Raw genomic sequence first — 16,100 nt, forward strand, 5'->3', positions numbered from 1 at the left:
GGCTGCGTCGGCTCGCCGCCGCCGGCCGGTCCCGTGCCCCCGTCGTCGGGCCCGGGGGGCTGGGCCCCTCTCCCGGGGCCCGCCGGCGCGCCGGTCCCTCAGCCACCCTGCGCCGGAGCGGACGCTGCGTCCACCTCCGACCACCCGCTCACCCGCTCGGTGGGACCCGTCCCCGACGCGGGTCCGGCACCCGAAGCGGGGACCGGGCCGGGAGCGGCAACGGCCTCCGGAGCCGGGAGCGGGCCGGACGCGGGAACGGCCTCCGACGCGGGCACGGGGTCGGGGCCGGCCGGGGTGCGGCGGCCGGCGCGCCAGGCGGGCAGGTAGAGCGGGGCGGCGACGGCCAGCACCACGGCGCCGACGAACATGGCGGTGCTGATGCTGGTGGCCTCGGCCAGCATCATGAGCACCACCCCGCCGAGCGCTCCCGCCGGCTGGGCCATCATCGAGTTCAGCGAGAGCACGCTGGTCCGGTAGGGGCCGTCGACCTGGCGGTGCAGCAGCCCCATGTGCAGGGGGTTCGACGCGCCGTGCACGGTGTAGCAGGCGAGATAGGCCACCAGCACGCCGACCGGGCCGGCGAACAGCCCCATGCCGACCACGGTGAGGCCCTGCAGGATCCGCAGCAGCGCGGCCCCGGGCGCCGCCCCGGGCCAGCGCAGCAGCAGCGGGGTGAGCGCGGCGCCGCCCGCCGAGGCGAGCCAGGCGGCCGAGCTGGCCGGCCCCAACAGCGCGGCGGCCCGGTCGGCGTCGCCGACCACCTCCGTGAGGCGCAGGGGCAGCAGGGACTCAAAGGTGACCATGCCGAAGCCCCAGAACAGCTCGACGGCGACCAGGGCGAGCAGCACCCGGGAGCGGCGCAGCAGTCCGACCGCCCGCCCGACCATCCGCGGCGCCTCGACGACCGACGCCCGCAGCGCCCCGGCGCCCTTCGCGGGGCGGGCCTCCACCAGCAGCACCAGCAGGGCGACCAGGGCCGCCGCCTGGAGCACGAACGCGACCAGCACCGGCACGGTGAGCGCGCTGACCGGCCCGATCGGGCCGAGCGCGACCAGACCGCCCCCGATCAGCGCCCCGGCGCTGATCGAGACGCCGATGACGGTGCCGGCGTGGCCGAGGCCCGGCTCGTAGTCGGCCTTCGGGTCGGCGGCCAGGGTGGCGTCGACGTACCAGGACTCCAGCGGGCCGCTGTCCAGCGCCCGGAACACGCCCTGCAACGCCCAGATCAGGAAGAACAGCGCGAACGAGTCGGCGACGGCGAACAGCGCGAGCGAGACGAGGTTGACCAGCCAGGCCACGACCAGGACCGGGCGGCGCCCGATGGCGTCGGCGAAGCCACCGGTGGGCAGCTCCAGCGCGAGGACGACCAGGCCCTGGGCGGTGGCGACGAGACCGATCTGGGACAGCGACAGGCCGCGCTCCTGCATCAGCAGGATCATCACGGGAACCATCAGGCCCATGGGCAGCCAGCGCAGCCCGTGCAGCACCAGGAAACGCCGCCGGACCTGGCGTACGGACAGTGCGCTCACCGCTCCCCCTCCGCGCGAGGGAACGCCATCAGGAAGACGTGCACGGAGCGGGCGTCCGGCTCGGCGGGGGCGGCCGCCTCGTCGTGGTAACGCTTCAGCACCTGCCACAGTTCGCCGTTGAGCGCCTCCAGGCGGGCCGGGCTGAGCGTCAGCACCATGTCGCTCGTGCCAGCAGCGTCCCGCCACTGCGGGGAGTGACCGGGCGCGTCGGCCATCCAGCGCTCGGCTAGCTCGACGATCTGCCGCACCTGCTCGCCCTGGATCCACTGCACCGCCGCCCGGGTGTCCGGATCGTCGTCGTAGTCGGTCGGGTCGAAGCTGCTGATGTCGTGCGCCGCACGCCACCACCGCTGGCGGCCGGTGCCCCGGTCGGGGTCCTCGGCCACCAGCCCCGCCTCGGCGAGCTGGCGCAGGTGGTAGCTGGTCGCCCCGGTGTTGGTGTCCAACTTCTCGGCCAACGCGGTGGCGGTCGCCGGGCCGTCCAGGCGCAGCGTGCCGAGCAGCCGCATCCGCAGCGGATGGGCCAGCACGCGGACCTGCCGGTGGTCGAGCCGGACGTTGCGCAGCGCGTCCGGTGATGCGTTCTCCATGACTTGCACAATACTTGTGCACACTTCCTATGCACAAGAGTTGTGCATAGGAAGTGTGCTTGAGCGACGACGCGGACGTGGAGGCGTCAGGGAGCGAGCAGCTCGCGGATGCCGCGCAGCCGGGTCGGCAGCAGGGCGGCGGCGCGGGACGAGTCGAGGCGCACCTCGGCGGGGCGGACGAGGCCCGAGGAGGCGCTGGTGGTGGTCTTCAGCCCGGCCGGGTCGAGGCCGAACCGCGCCGCCACCAGCAGGCCCATCTCCGCCCGGCTGACCGCGTCCGGGCCGGCCACGTTGAGCGGGCCCGCGTACCGGCTGTCGACCAGGTCGAGCACGGTGGCGGCCAGGTCGGCCACGTCGACCGGGCAGCGGACCTCGTCGGTGAACAGGGCGGCCCGCCCCGCGAGGGCGTCGAGGCAGAGCCGGATCTGCTTGCTCCGCTCGTCGCCGACGATCAGGGAGGTACGCACCAGGGCCGCGCCCGGGTCGATCGCCCGCACGGCGGTCTCGGCCGCCGCCTTCGCCGCCCCGTACGGGAAGACCGGGCTGGGCGGCTCGTCGTCGGCGTACGGCTCGGGGCGGCCGGCGTGCAGCGCGTCGCTGGACAGGTGCACCAGCCGCGCCCCCGCCTCGGCGGCCGCGTACGCGACGTGCGCCGCCCCGTCGGCGGTCACCGTCCACTCGGCGTACCGGTAGGGGGTGCTGACCACGGCGTCGGGGCGGACCCGGGCGACCAGTTCGCGCACGGCGGACCGGTCCGTCACGTCCAGGCGGCGCGCCTCGACGCCGGGCACCTCGACCCCGCTCGAGTGGTACGTCCCGACCACCCGCTCCCCCGCCGCGACCGCCTGCCGGCAGACCTCACCGCCGAGGTACCCGCTGGCCCCCACCACGAGCAGCGTCACGCCGCCCCCCTTCAGCCGGCGATCGCGGGTTCGCGCCCGTCACGGGACGACGCGAACCCGCGATCGTCAGGTGTCCACGATCAGGTCGGGTCGGCGACCGGGGCGGCCGGGCCGGCCGTGCCGGTGTGCGCCGCCGCCGGCGGCTTCGGCTTGGCGTCGATGCCGGCCTCCGTGCGCTGCTGCGCGGTGATCGGCGTCGGCGCGCCGGTCAGCGGGTCGAAGCCGCCCCGGGTCTTCGGGAAGGCGATCACCTCGCGGATCGAGTCCGCGCCGGCGAGCAGCATGCAAACCCGGTCCCAGCCGAAGGCGATGCCGCCGTGCGGCGGGGCGCCGTACTTGAACGCCTCCAGCAGGAAGCCGAACTTGTCCTGCGCCTCCTCGGGGGTGATGCCGAGCAGGTCGAAGACGCGCTGCTGCACGTCGCCCCGGTGGATACGGATCGAGCCGCCGCCGATCTCGTTGCCGTTGCAGACGATGTCGTACGCGTAGGCCAGCGCCCGGTCCGGCGCCTCCTCGAACCGGTCGACCCACTCCGCGTTCGGCGAGGTGAACGGGTGGTGCACGGCCGTCCAGCCACCCTCGTCCGTACGCTCGAACATCGGCGCGTCGACCACCCAGCAGAACGCCCAGGCGCTCTCGTCGACCAGGCCGGCCCGCTTGGCGATCTCGATCCGGGCCGCGCCGAGCAGCTCCTGCGCCTCCCGGGTGTTGGCGCTGGCGGCGAAGAACACCGCGTCGCCCGGCTTGGCGCCGACCGCGTCGGCCAGCCCGCCCAGGTGCTCGGCGGAGAGGTTCTTCGCCACCGGCCCGCGCGCCTCGCCGGTCTCCGCGTCGAGCACCACGTACGCGAGGCCGCGCGCGCCGCGCGCCTTGGCCCAGTCCTGCCAGCCGTCCAGCTCCTTGCGGCTCTGGGCCGCCCCACCCGGCATGACGACCGCGCCCACGTAGCCGCCGGCGTCGATGGCCCCGGCGAAGACCCGGAACTCGGTGCCGCGCAGGTAGTCGGTCAGCTCGGTCAGCTCGACGCCGTAGCGCAGGTCCGGCTTGTCGGAGCCGTACCGGGCCATCGCGTCGTGCCAGGTGATGCGCGGGATCGGCCGGGAGATCTCGTGGCCGGCCAGGTCCTTCCAGAGCGCCGAGACGATCGCCTCGCCGAGGTCGATCACGTCGTCCTCGGTGACGAACGACATCTCGATGTCGAGCTGGGTGAACTCCGGCTGCCGGTCGGCGCGGAAGTCCTCGTCCCGGTAGCAGCGGGCGATCTGGTAGTACCGCTCCATGCCGCCGACCATCAGCAGCTGCTTGAACAGCTGCGGCGACTGCGGCAGCGCGTACCAGCTGCCCGGCTGCAGGCGCACCGGCACCAGGAAGTCGCGGGCACCCTCCGGGGTGGACCGGGTCAGCGTCGGGGTCTCGATCTCCAGGAAGTCCCGCTCGTGCAGCACCGCGCGGGCGAGCTGGTTGGCGCGCGAGCGCAGCCGCATCGCCTTCGCCGGGCCGCTGCGGCGCAGGTCGAGGTAGCGGTAGCGCAGCCGGATGTCGTCGCCGGCCTCCACCTGGTCGTCCACCGGCAGCGGCAGCGGCGCCGCCTCCGAGAGCACCTCCAGCTCGGCGGCGGTCACCTCGATCTCGCCGGTCGGCAGCTCCGGGTTCTCGTTGCCCTCGGGCCGGCGGGTCACCTCGCCGGTGACCCGGACGCAGAACTCGTTACGCAGCGCGTGCGCGTCCTCCTCGCGGAACACCACCTGGACCACGCCGGAGCCGTCGCGCAGGTCCACGAAGATCACGCCGCCGTGGTCGCGCCGGCGGGCGACCCAGCCGGCGAGCGTCACCGTGGTGCCGGCGTCCGTCGCGCGCAGGCTGCCGGCGTCATGGGTACGGATCACGACTCGCGTCTCCTCATCTGCGGTACACCGTTACCCCTGGCATTCTGTCAGCCTTCCCCGGAGCACCGTTGCGGGGTGAGGAAGGCGGGGACGGCCACCGCCGGCACGGCCGCGTTCCCGCCCTACAGCGGGATGTCCCAGGCCCGCACGGTCACCACCACCGTGCCGTCGTCGTTCACGTCGGTGACGTGCAGCAGTGCCATCTTCCAGGTGTCGCCGCGCTCCTGCGCGTCCGGCAGTGAGGTCCTGACGCAGATCGCCACGCCCTTGCGCGCGGGCACGTTGATGTCCGGGCCGATGGCGCCCTTCTCGATCCGGTCGTTGCAGTCGGCGGCGCCGAGCGACGCGCTGTCGACCTGGGTGCCGTCCGTACTCCTGGTCAGGTTGAAGTACGACGAGTTGCCCCCGCAACGGGCGGTGAACCGGACCTCCTCGCCGTCGCTGACCCGCACCTCGGGCTTGTCGAGGTCGATGTCCACCGAACTGTCGCAGGCGGCCCGCAGGTTGAGGCGCTGGTCGACGTACTTGTCGATGTAGCGGGTCTGCTGGTTGAGCGAGGGTTGGGGAGTCCCGGGCGTCTGCTCGGGAGTCTGCTCGGCCCCGGTGGGTTCCGGGGCCGGCGTGGTCGTCTCGTTCGTCGGCTCGCCGGTGCCCGCCGGCGGGCCTTCGGGCCGCCCCGCGCCGGCCGCCCGGGCGATGTCCCGGGCGTCGTTGGCCTGGTCGAGCGCCCGTAGCGACAGCGCCGTGGCCAGCAGCCCCAGGACGAGGGCCAGCGCGGCCGCGGCGGCCGCGACCAGGGGCCAGCGGCTGCCGCCGCTCGACCTCGGCGCTCCCGGGCCGCCCGGGCCGGAGGACGTCGGCACCGGGGCGCCCTGCTGGTCGGAGGTCATGTCGTGGCTCCTCACGTCGGGACGGCCGTCGGCCGGACACGGGGCGCATTTATCGCAGAATGTTGTCAAGATCGCTGTCGGCAACCCGTCACCCAACGGGATCACCTCGTCACGGGGGAGCCGGGATAATGAACCACCCCTATCGATCTTGTGCAGGTGAGACCCCCATGACCGAGCCGGTGACCGGCACGGATCCCGTCCGCCGCCGGCGGGGGTGGACCCCCGGCGAGAAGATCGGCGCCGCGATCGGTCTGGCCAGCCTGCTCGTCGCCGTGCTCGCCTGGCAGTGGCCCCGGCAGGGCCAGGGACCGGCGGCCACGCCACCGCCCACCCCCAGCCGGGCCACGACCGGTGCCGCCGCCGCGCCACCCGTCGCCACCACCTCCGCGGCCCCCACCGGTGCCGCCGGCCGGACGTACCTCGACACGCTGACGCCCGAGACCGGCGGACCGTACCTGCAACCGTTGCCGCGCGCGCTGACCGGACGCTCCGACCTGCCGCATCCGGTCGTGCTCTCCTGCCCGACCAACGACGGCGAGGACCGGAGCCGGTCGGTCAGCTACCCGCTCAAGCGTCGCTACCTGGACTTCTCCGCCAGTTTCCGGGCCTGGTACCCGCCGGGTGAGGACCCGGAGTCGGCCGTGCGGATCAGCGCCGTGGTGACCGTCCGGGAGCCCGACGACACCCTGACCCGACAGCCCCGGCCGGGCCGGACGACGACGATGTCCCGACCGGCGCAACCGCTGTCCGCCTCCGTGGAGGGGGGCGACCTGCTGACGCTGACCGTGGAGTGCGACTTCGGCGGGGGCGTCGCCGTCCTCGCCGACGCCGGCCTCAGCCGCTGACGGGAGCGGCTGACCGGCTGGTCCCGCGACCGGTCAGTCGCGCGGATCGGCGGGGAGCAGGTGGTTCACCACGATCTCCCCGACGGTGAGCGCCCGGGCGCGTTCCTCCACCCCGCGGTCGGCGCCGGTGAGCCGCCCGCCGTGCTGGCGCAGGTGCTCCTCCCAGGACGGCACCTGGTAGACCTCGACGAAGCCGTGCTCCCGCTCCCCCGTGCGGTACAACCCCCAGCGCATCGCCCCGGTACGCCGCCGCGACCGCCCCACCAGCCGCATCGCCTCGACGAACTCCGCCTGCCGCTCGGGCGGCACCGTGTAGGAGACGGTCACCAGCACCGGCCCGGTACGCGGATCGGCGGGCAGCGTCAGGTGCGGCTCCGGCCACCACACCGCCGGGTCGCGGTCGACGCCCCGGGTGTCGCGCAGCGGCCAGAGCGGCACGGTCGCCGCGCCGGCCGCCATCATCCCGGCGGCCACGGCGAGCGCGACCACGAGGTCGGTCACCTCGCCGAGCGCGCCCCAGGCGACCGCCCCGAGCGCCTGCCCGCCGGCGAAGACCATCTGGTAGACCGAGAGCCCGCGGGCGCGTACCCAGCCGGGCAGGAAGAGCTGCATCGCCGCGTTGACGCTGGACAGCACGGTCATCCAGGCCATCCCGGCGGGCACCAGGGCCACGGTGACCGGCACCGGCCCCGGTGCCAGGGCGAGCACCGCCAGGACGGCGGCGTAGACCAACCCGGCCAGCAGCAGCAACCGGCTGGTGGTAAGCGACTGCCGGATCCGGGGCAGCACGAGGGCGCCGGCCACCGCGCCGACGCCGAGGGCGGCCAGCAGCACGCCGTACCCGCCCGCGCCGAGGTGCAGGCGGCGGCTGGCGACCAGGGGCAGCAGCGCCCACAGGGCACTGCCGGGCACCACGAACAGCGCCGCCCGCAGCAGGATCCGGCGGACCACCGGCGAGTGCCGCACGTACCGGCCGCCGGCGCGCAGCGCCGCCGTGAACCGCTCCGGCATGTCGTCGCCCTCGGGCCGTGCCGGCCGCCAGCGCAGCAGGGCCAGCGCGAAGACGGCGAACGACACCGCGTTCACGGCGAAGACGGTGGCGACACCGGCCCGGGCCACCAACACGCCGGCCACCGCCGGCCCGACCGAGCGCGCCAGGTTCACGCTGATCGACCCGAGCGCCGAGGCCGAGACGAGCTGCGACCGGGGCACCAGTTCGGGGATGACCGCCTGCCAGGCCGGCAGGGTCAGCGCCTGGCCGACGCCGAGCGCGAAGGTCAGGGTGAGCAGCAGCGCCGGCGGCATCCGGTCGGCGGCGGTGAGGCCGGTCAGCAGGACGCCGACGGCCGCCAGGAAGCACTGCACCCCGATCAGCAGACGGCGACGGTCGAGGGTGTCGGCCAGCGCGCCGGCGGGCAGGGCGAGCAGCAGCACGGGCAGCATGCTGGCGGTCTGCACGAGCGACACCAGCGCCGAGGCGTTGGCCTCGTCGACGAGCAGCCACTGGGCGCCGACCGTCTGCATCCAGGTGCCCACGTTGCTGGCCAGCACCGCCAGCCAGAGGCTGCGGAACGCGGCGAGCCGCAGCGGGGCCCAGGCGGAGGGGGCCACGTCGGCGGGCGAGGTCGCGGGGGCGTTCACCGACCGGAACGTACCCCGGCCGGCCCGGTCCAGTCCGGCGAACCGGGTCGGGGCACACGCGAGCGGGCCGCCGGATCACCCGGCGGCCCGCTGGCGTGCGATCGGTCAGAAGATGCTGACGCCGTAGCGGCTCAGCGCCTCGGTGACCGGCTGGAAGTAGGTCGTGCCGCCCCAGCTGCAGTTGCCGCTGCCGCCGGAGGTCAGGCCCAGGGCGGTGGAGCCGCTGAACAGCGAGCCGCCGCTGTCGCCCGGCTCGGCGCAGACGTTGGTGCGGATCAGGCCGGAGACCGAGCCCTCGGCGTAGTTCACCGTGGCGTTGAGCGCGGTCACCGAGCCGCCGCGCAGGCCGGTGGTGCTGCCGGAGCGCTGCACCGACTGGCCGACGTACGCGTTGCCGGCGGCGGTGATGTCGCGGTAGCTGCCGTTGTAGAGGTAGACGTTGCCGGCCGCGTTGGCGGAGTTGCTGTGCCGCACGATGCCGTAGTCGTTGCCCGGGAAGCTGGTGCCGGTGCGGGTGCCCAGCAGGCTGGTCTGGGCGGAGTTGCTGTACCAGCTGGAGGCGATGTTGGTGCAGTGCCCGGCGGTCAGGAAGTAGTAGGTGCTGCCGCTGCGGACGTTGAAGCCCAGCGAGCAGCGGCCGCCGCCACCGGCGTAGATGGCCTGGCCACCGGAGATCCGGGTGCTCAGCACGCCGGCCTCGGCCTCGATCCGGATCGCGCCGTTCATCCGCGCGGCGGCGGCCTTGACGCGCTCCAGCTTGGCGCCGGTCACGGTGCTGTCGACGGAGACGACGACCTGGTTGGTGGCCGGGTCGGTCCACCAGGCGGTGCCGGGGATCTTCGCGGAACGGTCCAGCTCCGCGGTGGCCCGGGCCAGCTCGCCGGCGCCACGCTTGACGATCTTCGGGGTCGCGCCGGCGGCGGCGACCTGCCGGGCGGCGAGCGCGTCGGTCACGGTGACGACCATCTTGCCGCTGGCGTCGGCGTACGTGCCGGCGGACCGGTCGCCGAGGCGCTCGGCCAGGCCGGCGGCGGCGTCCGGAGAGGCGAACGCGGGTGCGGCCTGGGCGGGCGCGCCGATCAGCGAACCGGCGACCAGGGCTCCGGCCGCGGCGAGGGTGGCGGCACGACGGAGCGAAGACCTCGTGGGTCGCATGCAACAACCTCCAGGGAGGGGACGACTGGCCCCCTTCGGGGTGAGGGGGCCGGGACCATGCCGGCCGATCTGGGGCAATCGGCCGGACTGACTGAAGTATTCACATATTTAAGATCGTAGGCAAGACCCAGCTTTGTCCTTTTCGCCCCGGCTACGGCTGTCACCAGTCCGAAACATTGTGGACACTGACGTCTGTCTATACGCTCTGTTCACCGCACCATCACCCTCGGCACCCGCGACCCGGAGGCCATCATGAAGTCCATCCGACGGCTGCTCGTTCCCCTAGCCGCGCTCACCACCCTCGTCCTGCTGGCCGGCACCCCGGCCGCCGCCGACCCCGGCCCGCCCCCGAACTCGATGGCCAGCCTCGGCGACTCGATCACCCGCGGCTTCAACGCCTGCGGCTGGTACAGCGACTGCACCTCCCGGTCCTTCAGCACCGGCGACTACTCCACGGTGAACAGTCACTACCTGCGCATCCGCGCGACCAACGCGGCCATCAACGGCCGCAACCACAACGACGCCCGCAGCGGCGCGAAGTCCGCCGACATGTACGGCCAGGCCGGCACCGCCGTCAGCCAGGGCGTCGACTACGTCACGATGCTGATCGGCGCCAACGACGCCTGCACGAGCACGGAGGCGGGGATGACCTCGGTGGCCACCTACCGGGCCAACATCGACGCCGCGCTCAACCGCCTCAAGACGGGGCTGCCCAACGCCCGGGTGCAGGTGATCAGCGTGCCCGACATCCACCGGCTCTGGTCCGTCGGCAAGGACAGCGGCAGCGCCCGCAGCGCCTGGTCCCTGTTCGGCATCTGCCAGTCGATGCTCGCCAACCCGACCTCCACCGCCCAGGCGGACGTCGACCGACGCAACCGGGTACGCCAGCGGGTGGTCGACTACAACACCCAGCTCGCCCAGGCCTGCGCGGCGTACGGCCCGAACTGCGACTTCGACGACAACGCCGTGTTCGGCTACCCGTTCACCCTCGGCCAGCTCTCCAGCTGGGACTACTTCCACCCCAACACCAGCGGGCAGCAGGTCCTCGCGAGCGTCTCGTACGCCGCCGGTTTCGGCTGGTAGCGCGCGGAGCCGACGCGCGGGCGGCGACACCGTCCGCGCGTCGCCGCGCGCTCACCCCACGCGGCGGCGCGCCCCGGGCCCCGGGCGCGGCACCACGTCGCGGGGCCGGGCCACCTCGTGGCCGCGCTCGCAGCGCAGCTCGACGCGCACCTCGGCGCCGCAGTCGCGGTGCGCGACGGTCAACGGCGAGCCGGCCGGGTCGGCCAGGTAGCGGTCGCCCCAGCCGAGGACGGCGACCAGCACCGGCCACAAGTCGAGCCCCATGTCGGTCAGCCGGTACTCGTGGCGCACCCGGCTGCCCGGCTCGCGGTAGGGCTCGCGCCGCAGCACGCCCCGCTCCACCAGCATCGCCAGGCGGTTGGTGAGCACCTGCCGGGGGATGCCGGTGCGGACGCGCATGTCGTCGAAGCGGCGGATGCCGTTGAAGACCTCGCGCAGGACGACCAGCGTCCACCGCTCGCCGAGGACCTCCATCGCGCGGGCGATCGTGCAGTTCTCGATCGACCAGTCCAGTGCCGCGGGTCTCATGCGCACAGGCTAGGTCTGATTGACAGACTCAGCAACGCGCTGCCAGGCTGAGTCCATGACACAGACGCAGGACCCGGCGCGCAGCCGTACCTTCTCCTGGTCCGACCCGGGCATCAACGTCGCGCACCTCGGCCGGCGCAGCGGCCTGGAGCTGCTCCGCGCGATGATCGCCGGGGAGCTCGCGGCGCCGCCGATCATGCACCTGCTCGACATGTCCCGGATGGAGGCCGACGAGGGCCGGGTGGCCGTCGAGCTGGTCCCCCAGGAGTTCCACTACAACCCGCTCGGCACCGTGCACGGCGGGGTCATCTCCACCCTGCTCGACACGGCGGCGGCCTGCGCGGTACACACCACGCTGCCGGCCGGGATCGGCTACACCTCGCTGGACCTGAACGTGAAGTTCCTGCGCCCTGTCACCGTCGCGAGCGGCACCCTGCGCTGCGAGGGCACCGTGCTACAGCGTGGCCGTCGCACGGCGCTGGCCGAGGCGAGGCTGCTCGACGCCCAGTCCCGCCTCGTCGCCCACGCCACCTCCACCTGCCTCCTCTTCCCCCTGGACCAACCGGCCTGACCACCCCGCCCCTCGACCCGCCGATCTTGCGCCTTCGGCCCGCGATACGCCGTAATCGCGGCTTTCACCCGGACACGAAGTGCAAGAGGCGAAGCGGGGGCGGATGGGAGACGCTCCGGGCGTGGTCGTCGTCGAGAGAGCCAGCGACGGCCACGTCCGGAGCCCCGGCGGCCGGGACGGGCGGCGGGTCAGCGGGCGGCGAGGCGGGCGGCGCGGGCCGCGCGCTTCTCCTCGAAGCGGGACGCGGCGCGCTCCAGGTCGTCGAGGTGGGCGGCGATCTGGTCGCGGGCGGCCTCGCCGTCGGCGTCCAGGCCGGTCACGTTGAATACGTCCCACTGGCGCAGCACCGGGACGACCACCTCGTCGCGGTGCTGGCGCAGGTCGTAGATGCCGGCGAGGGCGATCGCCACGGACTTGCGGGCGAAGCCCTCGATCCCGTTGCCCGGCATCTGGAAGTCGGCCACCACGTCGGCGACCGCCCGCATCGCCTGGCCGGGCGCCAGCTCGAAGGCCGCCGCCAGCAGGTTGCGGTAGAACACCATGTGCAGGTTCTCGTCGGCCGCGACCCGGGCGAGCAGCGCCTCGCAGGCCGGGTCGCCGGTGACCCGGCCGGTGTTGCGGTGCGAGATCCGGGTCGCCAGTTCCTGGAACGAGACGTACGCCAGCGAGTGCAGCACCTCGTCGTCGTGGACGTTCTGGTAGCCGGCGGACATGTGCGTCATCCGGGCCCGCTCCAGGGCCACCGGGTCGACCGCCCGGGTGACGGTCAGGTAGTCGCGGATGGCGGTGCCGTGCCGCCCCTCCTCGGCGGTCCACCGGTGCACCCAGTTGCCCCAGGCGCCGTCCCGACCGAAGAGGGTGGCGATCTCGTGGTGGTACGAGGGCAGGTTGTCCTCGGTCAGCAGGTTGACGATGAGCGCGGTGCGGGCGATGTCGGGGATGGTCGAGTCGGTCTCCGACCACGCCTCGCCGCCGAGCGGCCCGTCGAAGGTGCGCCCCTCGCTCCACGGGACGTACTCGTGCGGAAACCATTCCTTCGCCATGGACAGGTGCCGGTCGAGGTTCTTGGCGACGACGGGCTCCAGTTCGAGGAGCAGAGCGGTCTGGCTGAGCACGGTCACGACGATCTCCCTACGGTGGCGTAACTTACGCTACCGTAGGTCCGATCGTCCGTACGCGCCAGTAGCGTCTCAGCTGACCAGCGGCTTGAGGTCCGCCCGGGGCGGCGTCCACTCCCCCGCCGCCGCCGCGACCTGCTCGCCCGAGCGGATGTCCTTCACCTCGTCGGCGGCACCGTCCGCCCCCGGGAACCAGACGTACGGAATGCCCCGCCGCTCGGCGTAGCGGATCTGCTTGCCGAACTTCGCCGCGCTCGGCGACACCTCCGTCGGCACGCCCCGCCGACGCAGCGCCTCGGCCACCCGGTTGCTGACCGGCCGCTGCTCCTCGCTGGTCACCGCGACCAGGACGCAGGTCGGCACATCCCGCGACACCGACAGCGCGCCGGCGCCGAAGAGCAGCCCGAGCAGCCGGGTCACCCCGATCGAGATGCCCACCCCCGGGAACCGGGCGGCGCCGGAGCTGGCCAGGTTGTCGTAGCGGCCGCCGGAACAGATCGAGCCGAACCGCTCGTAGCCGACCAGCTGCGTCTCGTAGACGGTGCCGGTGTAGTAGTCCAGGCCGCGCGCGATGCGCAGGTCGGCCACGCACAGCCCCGGGGAGTGCTCGGCGGCGGTCTCCACCACCCGGACCAGCTCCTCGATCCCCTCGTCCAGCAGCGGGTCGGTGACGCCGAGGGCACGGACGGCGTCGGCGAAGGAGGCGTCCGGAGCGGAGATCTCCGCCAGCGCCAGGCACGCCTTGGCCTGCGACTCGCTCGCCCCGGCGGTCTCGGCGAGCAGCTCGGCCACCTTCGCCGGGCCGATCTTGTCGAGCTTGTCCACCGCGCGCAGTGCCGCCTCCGGGTCGGTCAGGCCGATGCCCCGGTAGAAGCCCTCGCAGATCTTGCGGTTGTTGACCTGGATCCGTACCGGCGGGATCGGCAGCGAGCGCAGCGCGTCGCCGATCACCAGCGGCATCTCCGCCTCGTGGTGGGCGGCCAGGCTGTCCCGGTCGACGATGTCGATGTCCGCCTGGAGGAACTCGCGGTAGCGCCCCTCCTGCGGCCGCTCACCCCGCCACACCTTCTGGATCTGGTAGCGGCGGAAGGGGAACTGCAGCTTGCCGGCGTTCTCCAGCACGTACCGGGCGAACGGCACGGTCAGGTCGAAGTGCAGGCCGAGCGCGTCGTCCCCGGTCGGGCCGTCGGCGTCGGCCTGCAACCGCCGGATCAGGTAGACCTCCTTCGAGGTCTCCCCCTTGCGCAGCAACTGGTCCAGCGGCTCCACCGCGCGGGTCTCCAGCGGCGCGAAGCCGTACAGCTCGAAGGTGTCCCGGATCCGGTCGAGGACGTACTGCTCGATCATCCGCTGGGCGGGGGTCCACTCCGGGAAGCCGGAGATGGGCGTGGGCTTGCTCATGATGCTCCGTTCGCAGACCCGCGCGGTCCGCGCGGGCGAAGGCTGGTGCGGCCGTCGGCGGCCGCGGGGCGAAGGCTCGGTGCGGCCGGCTACAGGCCGCGGGCGGGGGCCGCCGGTCGCGCGCCGTCGCCACCCGCCACCTCGATGAGGTACGGGTTGGTCGCGCGTTCGCGGCCGATGGTGGTCGCCGGGCCGTGGCCGGGCAGCACGACGGTGTCGTCCGCCAGCGGGAGGATCTTGTCCCGCAGGCTGCTGATCATCGTCGGCATGCTGCCACCCGGCAGGTCGGTGCGGCCGATGGAGCCGGCGAACAGGACGTCGCCGGAGAGGCAGAGCTGCTCCGCCTCCCAGGGCGAGCCCGCGGCCGGCAGCCGGAAGAGCACCGACCCGCCGGTATGGCCCGGGGCGTGGTCGACGGTGATCTCCAGCCCGGCGAGGGCGAGCGTGGCGCCGTCGGTCAGCTCCGCGACGTCCTCCGGCTCCGTGTACGGCAGCCGCCCGCCGAAGAGCGAGGTGAGGTCCGCGGACAGCCCCTTGGCCGGGTCGGCGAGCATCTCCCGGTCGCCCGGGTGCACGTACGCGGTGATCCCACGGGCGCCGCAGACCGGCGCGACCGAGAACGTGTGGTCGAGGTGGCCGTGGGTGAGCAGCACCGCGGCCGGGTGCAGCCGATGCTCGGCCAGCAGCGCGTCGAGCCGGTCGAGCACCCCGATGCCGGGGTCGACCACCACGCACTGCTCCCCCGGCGCGGCGGCGACCACGTAGCAGTTGGTGCCGAAGGCGTCCGCGGGAAAGCCGGCCACGAGCACGTCCGCTCCCCTTCCGTCGAGCTGTCGGGTCCTGCCAGCAGCCTAACCGGCGACGCGACCGGGTTCGCCGCATCCGCCCCGGAGGCCCCGTTCGCCACAGTGACGCGTCCCGATAGACGCAGCCCGGACCTCGTACACCACTTTCCCAGCCGGTAGCCGTACACTCTGGCGGGCGTGTGGCGTGGCGCACCTGCCGCCGGACGGGCGCAGGACGCCCGACCACCGGTGACGACCAGGGTAGAGGAAGGGGAGCACGGGTGGCTTCCAGCAGGGACCGGCAGCGCAAACTGGCGCGTGCCAAGCTCGACCGGCAGCTCGCCCGGCGGGCCGCCGCCGCCAAGCGTCGCCGGCAGATCCAGGCCGGTGTCGGCGTCACCGTCGTCCTCGCGCTGATCGTGGTCGGCTCGGCCTGGGGGCTGGGCGCCTTCGACGACGACCCGAAGGAGAAAACGGCCGCCGAAGAGGTCTGCCTCTGGACCCCGCAGGACGCCACGGCGAACACCAACCTCAAGGACGTCGGCACCCCGGCGACCCAGGGGCTGCCCACGTCCGGCGTGCGCCCGATGACGGTCACGACCAACCAGGGCGCCCCGGTCACCGTCGAACTGGACCTCGCCGCCGCCCCGTGCGCCGCGGCGAGCATCGCCCACCTGGCCAGCCGGTCGTTCTACGACAACACCAAGTGCCACGAGATCACCGCCGAGGGCGCGGTGCGCTGCGGCGACCCGAGCGGCACCGGGCTGGGCGGCCCGACGTACTCGTTCTACGACGAGAACGTCCCCACCCCCGCGCCGTCGCCGTCGGCGAGCCCCGCGCCCGGCCAGCCCGCGACGTACCCGAAGGGCACGGTCGCGATGATCGCCAACCCGCCGGGCGCCAACGCGAGCCAGTTCCTGATCTTCTTCAAGGACTTCACCACGGCCGACCCGAAGTACCCGATCATCGGCCGGGTCACCGGCGGGATCGACGTGGTGGAGAAGATCGGTGCCAAGCCGACCGTGGACAATGGGACGGGGGCCAAGGTCAAGCCCAAGGACGACGACGTGGTCGTCCAGAGCCTGACCGTCGGTGAGCCCGTGGCGCAGGGGGCGTCGACCCCGGCGGCGACGCCGTCCGGCGCCCCGGCGGCCAGCCCCAGCGCCGGCTGACCCG

The 16,100-nt window shown here is 73.6% G+C and carries 15 protein-coding genes; 4 read left to right on the top strand and 11 right to left on the bottom strand.

Going from position 1 to position 16,100, the window contains the following annotated elements; all coding sequences use genetic code 11:
* Positions 1–98 precede the first annotated feature (98 nt).
* The 5 genes from ABZ793_RS31420 to ABZ793_RS31440 all read right to left on the bottom strand — a co-directional run bounded on the left by ABZ793_RS31420 (position 99) and on the right by ABZ793_RS31440 (position 5,797).
* Positions 99–1,529 (bottom strand): MFS transporter, encoded by a 1,431-nt coding sequence (locus ABZ793_RS31420; protein ID WP_357463927.1) that lies wholly within the window; start codon positions 1,527–1,529, stop codon positions 99–101.
* Complete coding sequence (locus ABZ793_RS31425; protein ID WP_357463930.1) at positions 1,526–2,119, bottom strand: helix-turn-helix domain-containing protein; 594 nt, start codon at positions 2,117–2,119, stop codon at positions 1,526–1,528. The genes ABZ793_RS31420 and ABZ793_RS31425 overlap by 4 nt, the downstream gene beginning before the upstream one ends.
* A gap of 86 nt (positions 2,120–2,205) precedes the next feature.
* Positions 2,206–3,021: a sugar nucleotide-binding protein gene (locus tag ABZ793_RS31430; protein WP_357463933.1), complete on the bottom strand. Its 816-nt coding sequence runs from the start codon at positions 3,019–3,021 to the stop codon at positions 2,206–2,208.
* A gap of 80 nt (positions 3,022–3,101) precedes the next feature.
* Positions 3,102–4,907, bottom strand: coding sequence for an aspartate--tRNA ligase (aspS, locus tag ABZ793_RS31435; protein ID WP_357463936.1), 1,806 nt, complete (start codon positions 4,905–4,907; stop codon positions 3,102–3,104).
* Between the two features lie 122 nt (positions 4,908–5,029).
* Positions 5,030–5,797, bottom strand: coding sequence for a hypothetical protein (locus ABZ793_RS31440; protein WP_357463938.1), 768 nt, complete (start codon positions 5,795–5,797; stop codon positions 5,030–5,032).
* Positions 5,798–5,964: 167 nt separating this feature from the next.
* Here ABZ793_RS31440 and ABZ793_RS31445 point away from each other — a divergent pair, with 167 nt between their 5' ends.
* On the top strand, positions 5,965–6,642 hold the full coding sequence (locus tag ABZ793_RS31445) for a hypothetical protein (RefSeq protein ID WP_357463941.1): 678 nt from the start codon (positions 5,965–5,967) through the stop codon (positions 6,640–6,642).
* 33 nt (positions 6,643–6,675) lie between these two features.
* On the opposite strand, the gene ABZ793_RS31450 is transcribed toward ABZ793_RS31445, so the two are convergent.
* Entirely contained in the window at positions 6,676–8,283 is a 1,608-nt protein-coding gene (locus ABZ793_RS31450) for an MFS transporter (RefSeq protein WP_357463944.1), read from the bottom strand.
* Between the two features lie 105 nt (positions 8,284–8,388).
* Entirely contained in the window at positions 8,389–9,438 is a 1,050-nt protein-coding gene (locus ABZ793_RS31455; RefSeq protein ID WP_357463947.1) for a S1 family peptidase, read from the bottom strand.
* A gap of 252 nt (positions 9,439–9,690) precedes the next feature.
* Between ABZ793_RS31455 and ABZ793_RS31460 the strand changes: the two genes are divergently transcribed.
* Positions 9,691–10,521, top strand: a complete 831-nt coding sequence (locus ABZ793_RS31460; protein WP_357463950.1) for an SGNH/GDSL hydrolase family protein — start codon at positions 9,691–9,693, stop codon at positions 10,519–10,521.
* Between the two features lie 51 nt (positions 10,522–10,572).
* Here the strand turns inward: ABZ793_RS31460 and ABZ793_RS31465 are convergent, their stop codons facing one another.
* On the bottom strand, positions 10,573–11,049 hold the full coding sequence (locus ABZ793_RS31465) for a helix-turn-helix domain-containing protein (protein WP_357463953.1): 477 nt from the start codon (positions 11,047–11,049) through the stop codon (positions 10,573–10,575).
* 55 nt (positions 11,050–11,104) lie between these two features.
* Between ABZ793_RS31465 and ABZ793_RS31470 the strand changes: the two genes are divergently transcribed.
* Positions 11,105–11,620: a PaaI family thioesterase gene (locus ABZ793_RS31470; RefSeq protein WP_357463956.1), complete on the top strand. Its 516-nt coding sequence runs from the start codon at positions 11,105–11,107 to the stop codon at positions 11,618–11,620.
* A gap of 188 nt (positions 11,621–11,808) precedes the next feature.
* Here the strand turns inward: ABZ793_RS31470 and ABZ793_RS31475 are convergent, their stop codons facing one another.
* The 3 genes from ABZ793_RS31475 to ABZ793_RS31485 form a co-directional block, all read right to left on the bottom strand.
* On the bottom strand, positions 11,809–12,741 hold the full coding sequence (locus ABZ793_RS31475) for an acyl-ACP desaturase (protein ID WP_357463959.1): 933 nt from the start codon (positions 12,739–12,741) through the stop codon (positions 11,809–11,811).
* Positions 12,742–12,810: 69 nt separating this feature from the next.
* On the bottom strand, positions 12,811–14,139 hold the full coding sequence (hisS, locus tag ABZ793_RS31480) for a histidine--tRNA ligase (protein ID WP_357463962.1): 1,329 nt from the start codon (positions 14,137–14,139) through the stop codon (positions 12,811–12,813).
* Between the two features lie 89 nt (positions 14,140–14,228).
* Positions 14,229–14,948 carry an MBL fold metallo-hydrolase gene (locus tag ABZ793_RS31485; protein WP_350709027.1) on the bottom strand — a complete coding sequence of 240 codons (720 nt, stop codon included), beginning with the start codon at positions 14,946–14,948 and terminating at the stop codon, positions 14,229–14,231.
* A 257-nt stretch (positions 14,949–15,205) separates the two neighbouring features.
* On the opposite strand from ABZ793_RS31485, the gene ABZ793_RS31490 reads away from it, so the two are divergent.
* On the top strand, positions 15,206–16,096 hold the full coding sequence (locus ABZ793_RS31490) for a peptidylprolyl isomerase (protein ID WP_357463966.1): 891 nt from the start codon (positions 15,206–15,208) through the stop codon (positions 16,094–16,096).
* Positions 16,097–16,100 lie beyond the last annotated feature (4 nt).

The sequence above is a fragment of the Micromonospora sp. NPDC047465 genome (assembly GCF_040643125.1).
Lineage (GTDB): Bacteria > Actinomycetota > Actinomycetes > Mycobacteriales > Micromonosporaceae > Micromonospora.

Bases quoted from the DNA above. Each gene is read 5' to 3' on its own strand.
- ABZ793_RS31425 (WP_357463930.1), bottom strand. From the start codon at position 2,119: ATGGAGAACGCATCACCGGACGCGCTGCGCAACGTCCGGCTCGACCAC.
- ABZ793_RS31440 (WP_357463938.1), bottom strand. From the start codon at position 5,797: ATGACCTCCGACCAGCAGGGCGCCCCGGTGCCGACGTCCTCCGGCCCG.
- ABZ793_RS31445 (WP_357463941.1), top strand. From the start codon at position 5,965: ATGACCGAGCCGGTGACCGGCACGGATCCCGTCCGCCGCCGGCGGGGG.
- ABZ793_RS31455 (WP_357463947.1), bottom strand. From the start codon at position 9,438: ATGCGACCCACGAGGTCTTCGCTCCGTCGTGCCGCCACCCTCGCCGCG.
- ABZ793_RS31460 (WP_357463950.1), top strand. From the start codon at position 9,691: ATGAAGTCCATCCGACGGCTGCTCGTTCCCCTAGCCGCGCTCACCACC.
- ABZ793_RS31465 (WP_357463953.1), bottom strand. From the start codon at position 11,049: ATGAGACCCGCGGCACTGGACTGGTCGATCGAGAACTGCACGATCGCC.
- ABZ793_RS31470 (WP_357463956.1), top strand. From the start codon at position 11,105: ATGACACAGACGCAGGACCCGGCGCGCAGCCGTACCTTCTCCTGGTCC.
- hisS (WP_357463962.1), bottom strand. From the start codon at position 14,139: ATGAGCAAGCCCACGCCCATCTCCGGCTTCCCGGAGTGGACCCCCGCC.